Origin of the sequence: Nioella sediminis (genome assembly GCF_001879695.1) — a bacterium.
Classification (GTDB): domain Bacteria; phylum Pseudomonadota; class Alphaproteobacteria; order Rhodobacterales; family Rhodobacteraceae; genus Nioella; species Nioella sediminis.
In genome coordinates this window covers 1-5,066 of record NZ_MNBL01000017.1, presented here as the reverse complement: position 1 = coordinate 5,066, position 5,066 = coordinate 1, and the positions used below count along the sequence as shown (strand labels likewise).

The 5,066-nt window shown below is 62.9% G+C and carries 5 protein-coding genes; 3 read left to right on the top strand and 2 right to left on the bottom strand.

The window, feature by feature from the left end:
- The first annotated feature begins 131 nt into the window (after window positions 1-131).
- Window positions 132-1,736 (top strand): hypothetical protein, encoded by a 1,605-nt coding sequence (locus BKY26_RS01805; RefSeq protein ID WP_071688693.1) that lies wholly within the window; start codon window positions 132-134, stop codon window positions 1,734-1,736.
- 78 nt (window positions 1,737-1,814) lie between these two features.
- Here BKY26_RS01805 and BKY26_RS01800 read toward each other — a convergent pair whose 3' ends face one another.
- Entirely contained in the window at window positions 1,815-2,822 is a 1,008-nt protein-coding gene (locus BKY26_RS01800; RefSeq protein ID WP_071688692.1) for a sterol desaturase family protein, read from the bottom strand.
- Between the two features lie 92 nt (window positions 2,823-2,914).
- Window positions 2,915-3,805, bottom strand: coding sequence for a LysR family transcriptional regulator ArgP (locus BKY26_RS01795; protein ID WP_071688691.1), 891 nt, complete (start codon window positions 3,803-3,805; stop codon window positions 2,915-2,917).
- Window positions 3,806-3,891: 86 nt separating this feature from the next.
- Between BKY26_RS01795 and BKY26_RS01790 the strand changes: the two genes are divergently transcribed.
- Window positions 3,892-4,497, top strand: coding sequence for a LysE/ArgO family amino acid transporter (locus BKY26_RS01790; protein WP_071688690.1), 606 nt, complete (start codon window positions 3,892-3,894; stop codon window positions 4,495-4,497).
- 45 nt (window positions 4,498-4,542) lie between these two features.
- Window positions 4,543-5,066 (top strand): DMT family transporter (locus BKY26_RS01785; RefSeq protein ID WP_131541741.1); only part of this gene is annotated, 524 nt, incomplete at its 3' end.

Here is a 5,066-nt window from a genome sequence, read left to right as displayed (position 1 = left end):
GCCCGCCGATTGGCGGGCGTTTCCTGTTTCCGGTGATCGGTTCGGGGTAGCCCGCAGACGTGTTTCCTTGCGTGGGGCCATAGGCTGAGCTAGTCCACGAACTGGACCCAAGCGCAGATCAGGACCTGCAGATGTCGACCGAGCCCTTGCACCCCGACCAAACCGCTCCGGTCGCGGATCTCCGGCGGGCGTGGGTGATCCTGGCGATTGTCTGGGCCGCCTTCGCGGTTGTCATCCTTGTTCCCGGCAATGTGGTGATCACCTCTCATTGGGGGGACGCGCTGCATCTTGTCGATATCCTCGACCGGATGTCACAGGGGCAGCAGCCGCATCGCGACTTCGTCACGCCCCTTGGGGAATTGGCCTTCTCCCCGATCTCGGCACTCATGGCCGCAGGGCTGCCGACGGGGCGTGCTTATCTACTTGCACAGATCCTGTTGGCCGGCGGGCTTGGGGCTGCCGGGCTGGCGATTGCCGTCAGGCGCATGCCTTGGGTCTGGGCGGTTCTGTTCGCCAGCGCAATTGTCGTCACTGCAAGCGCCCTTGTTCATGGTCGCCCCGAATTCAGCCTGTCCATCAACGTTCACTACAATCGCTGGTCTTGGGCGATTGGTTTTGTCGCCTTGCTGGCAGCGCTGCTGGAACCGGACAGGGTGCGCACATGGGAGGGCGTGTTCATCGGGTCTGCCCTGGCCGGGCTTGCCTTGATCAAGATCACCTATTTCGTGGCCTTCCTGCCCCTCGTGGTCCTTGGTCTTGCCGTGACCGGTCAGACCCGGCCCTTGATCTTGGCGCTTGCAGCCGGGGCGGGCATCGCGGTGCTGCTGACAATCTTTTGGGGCACAGACTATTGGCAGGCCTATCTTGGGGATCTTCTGTATGTCGCCGGGGCCGATGCGCGACCGAATGCAGGGGGCGGGGTTCTGCGCATGATGACCGGCCCTCGCATGCTGGCCCCATTGGCGTTGGTTGCTGCCGCAACTGTCGTGCTGTGTCAGGGCGGGGGACAACGCAAGGGGCTGCTTCTGATCTGCACTTTTCTGGCCGGGGTCTATGTCAGCGATCAGAATGCAGGTTTCGACCCGCTCTTCCTTGGGTTCCTGGCTGTGCTGTTGCCGGTATGGGGGCGGGGCCAGAGCGATGGCCGACGTGTCGCCCTGACGATTATCAGCCTTGGGCTCGGCGTGGCGGTGGCACCGAACCTGTTCAACCTGGCCACGAGCCCGGTGCGGGCGGCGCTGGCCGACCGGTCCGGTTTCGTGCCGCTGGTGATCGGCAGCGCCCGACATCAGGACATCTTGCTGGACCGCAGCGCAGCCTTGTCTGCCGGTCAGTCCTATCTGGGTTTCGATGGTCAGAGACCGTTTTTCGGGCAACAGGCCCCCGCGGCGGTCGAGTTCCAAGGCGAAGCGCAGCCTGCCTGCGAAAGCCTGATCAGCCCTGCCTTCTTTGCCTCGATTGCCGCCGATTTGGCAGAACGCGACCTGGCGCAGGGGCAGACGATATTCGTCGCTGATTTTCTCAGCCCGCTATGGTTGTTCGGCGACCATCCCCCGCTGATCGGTGCCGCCCCGTGGAGCTATGGCGGCCTGCACGGGATCGAGAATGCCGATTTGGTGTTGATCCCGGTCTGCCCCAACCGGATGTCCGTGCACCGCCTTATACTGGAGGCGCTTGAAGAGACTCCGATGACGGAACTCCTGAGCACCCCGCTTTATCGTCTCTACGCATTGTAGATCGGGATTGGCGGAGCGTTCCACGGGCTTCCCGGCTCGCATCGAGCCAGGAAGATGCGCCTCGGCAATCTATGCGCCTTACTCCGCCGGATGCTGCGACGGCGCGGGGTCGGCGGGGGCGTCGGGTTTTGCCCCGAACCGCTCCTTCAACGCCTGCCAGCTTTCCACGAAGGGCAGCACCATGGCCGCGCGCAGGGTCGGGTGGGGCTGGTCCTTGAGGTTGCCCTGACGGTCGGCAACGCCATAGGTCAGATCCTCGTAGCTTTCGGGAATGTAGAGCGTGCCGAACATCCAGTCCCAGAGGGCGAAGATGGAGCCGTAATTCTTGTTGAAATGTTTCTTCGCCGCCGAATGGTGGATCTGGTGTTGCGCGGGCGAGATCAGGATATGCTCCATCACCCGGCCATAGCTGACCCAGATATGGCTGTGACGAAAGTTCGATCCGAGCGCGTTGAACGCCACGTAGAACACATTCGCCCCGCCAATCGTCACAAGATTTGCCTGACCGACAAGCGCATAAAGCGCGAGGCCCTGCACGACGCCGACGATGACGCTGGCCATGATGTTGCGGATCAGCACCTCGACCGGGTGGACGCGGGCAACGGTGACGGGTGTCAGCACGTCGGCGGAATGGTGCACCGCATGGAAGGGCCAGAGCGACTGCCATTCATGGCAGATGCGGTGCGTCCAGTATTTGGAGAAATCGTTCACCACCACGATGATGAGGGTCAGAAGCGCAGTGCGCCCGAGGGTCACCGGCGGCAGGGCGTAGCCGTCACCGGAAAAAGCCGCCAGCGTCACCACGACCTTGAAGGCCACAAAGGGAATGAACACGACGGCCCCGAAGAACCCAACGGCGCCGAGGATGTGATTGGCAAGGAACAGCTTGATGTCCACCCAGTTCGATTTGTGGGTATAGACCGCTTTGGGCACCAGCCAGGAAAGGAAAGGCGCGGGCCGCCCGCGCGCCAGCCAGATGATGAAGGCCAGAGCGATCGTCGGCGCGATATAGATCAGCGCGAAGCGGATGCCCGGGTCGATCGGTGCCCGGAAGACAGCCGTCACGATATCGGTAAACCAGTCCATTTTTTCATGCCTTGCCCATTGGTCTTTGGATCACGCTAAAAGAGAAAAATGGCGACAACGGGGCACCAATCGGAAGAATCAGGGCTGATTGTTCAGGATTTCGCCGAGATCAGCAGCGTCGCAGCATGCTGTTTCAGGGCGCGGGTCAGGTCGCGCAGGGCCGGGCTGGCCTGGCGGCTGACCTGCCAGAACAGGGGCGTGGAAAATCGGCGGCCGGGGATCAGCTCTACAAGGTCGCCACTGTCAAGAAACGGCTGGAACAGGGCTACCGGGTTTGCCCCCCAGCCAAGACCAAGCCGGATCGCCTCGGTGATGCCGTGGGTGGTTGGCAGGTAATGCGTGGGCACGGCAAGCCGCGCGCCCGCCACGTCATCGGCCCAGTCCCGTTGCAGCCGGTCCTTGCGATTGAAGGTCAGACATGGGGCGTCCGAGAGCGCTTTCGCCGTGACTCCATCCGCAAACCATTGGGCCGCGAAGGCGGGCGTGCAGGTGACCGCATAGTCAAGTGCGCCGAGCGGATGCAGGTCACACCCGGCGATGGCCCGTCCGTGCGAGGTGATCGCCCCCGTAACCTCACCGGCGCGTATCAGGTCCGCCGAATGGTCCTGGTCATCGACGGTGATATCGAACAGGAAACCTGTCGCCGCAGCCAGCGCGGGCAGAGCCCAGGTGGCGAGGCTGTCGGCATTCACGGCGATGCGCAGGGGGCGGTCGGGGTCGGGACCAAACCCTGCCAGATCCTGTACGAGTGTCTTTTCCAGCAGGCCCACCTCTTCCGCATGGCGCAGCAGGCGCGCACCGGCCTCGGTCGCCGTGCAGGGGCGTCCGCGGCGTATCAGGATGGTGCCGACCCGGTCCTCCAGCTGTTTGATGCGCTGCGTGATGGCCGGTTGGGTCAGGCCGAGCTGTCGCGCTGCCCCGGCGAAGCTGCCGGTGTTCAGGATGGCCGCAAGGGCCTTTAGGGCATCGTAGTCGAGAATCATAAGTATTGTTTATCATACAGAAGAATAAGTAAGTCGAGTTTATTGACGGAACGCGCTAGCAGGGGGTGTCGTCAAAGGGGTTTTCCATGTTTCACGCCGTGTCTGCCGGGTTCTATCTGGGCTTCAGCCTGATCCTTGCCATCGGGGCACAGAACGCTTTCGTCCTGCGGCAAGGGCTTCGCCGGGCCCATGTGTTGCCGGTGGTGCTGACCTGCGCGATATCAGACGCGGTGCTGATCGCGCTTGGCGTTGGCGGGTTCTCCGTCATGATTGACCTGATACCCTGGATCGCACCCGCCCTGCGTTTTGGCGGGGCGGCGTTCCTGATCTGGTACGGCGCGCGCAGTTTCCATGCCATGTGGCGCGGGGGCGAAGCGTTGCGAGCGGCGGACACCGGCGCGGGGTCTCTGCGGGCGGCGCTGCTGACCTGCCTTGCGCTGACATGGCTCAATCCGCATGTCTATCTGGATACGGTCCTTCTGATCGGGTCCATCGCCACGCAATATGGCGAGAATGCCCGTTGGTTCGGCGCGGGCGCGGTCACCTCCAGCTTCGTCTTTTTCTTCTCGCTCGGCTTTGGGGCGCGGCTGTTGGCGCCGGTCTTTGCCCGTCCGCGGGCGTGGCAATTGCTGGATGGGGTCATCGGGCTGGTGATGTGGGCGATAGCGGCGAAGCTTTTGTTTGGGACGTGACGTATCGCCTTGCCGTTCCCCGCGCTTTGGGGTTCTTTACTGCACATGGCAAGCAATTCATCCCCCATGCGCCCGCCCGGCCAGAACCCCGCAATGGGGGTGTTCTGGATGGTGGTCACGGGGGCCTGTTTCGTGGCCGTGACAGCCGTGGTGAAGATCATCGGCCCAACCGTGCCGCCTGCGCAATCGGCCTTCCTGCGCTACGCGCTCGGGCTGGTTTTCGTGCTGCCGATGATCCGGCCCATTCTGAACGCGCAGCTGTCGCGCCGGGCAATCAAGCTCTTTGCCCTGCGCGGTTTCGTCCATACGTTTGGCGTGATCAGCTGGTTCTACGCGATGACCCAGATCTCGATCGCCGAGGTCACGGCAATGAATTACCTCAACCCGATCTACGTGACGATCCTTGCGGCCATCTTCCTGGGCGAGCGTCTGGCGATGCGGCGGATCATGGCGGTGGTCGTGGCCTTCTGCGGGGCGTTGATCATCCTGCGCCCCGGCTTTCGGGAAATCAGTCCTGGCCATATCGCGATGCTGTTCACCGCAGCGGCGTTTTCCGTCGGCTATCTGGT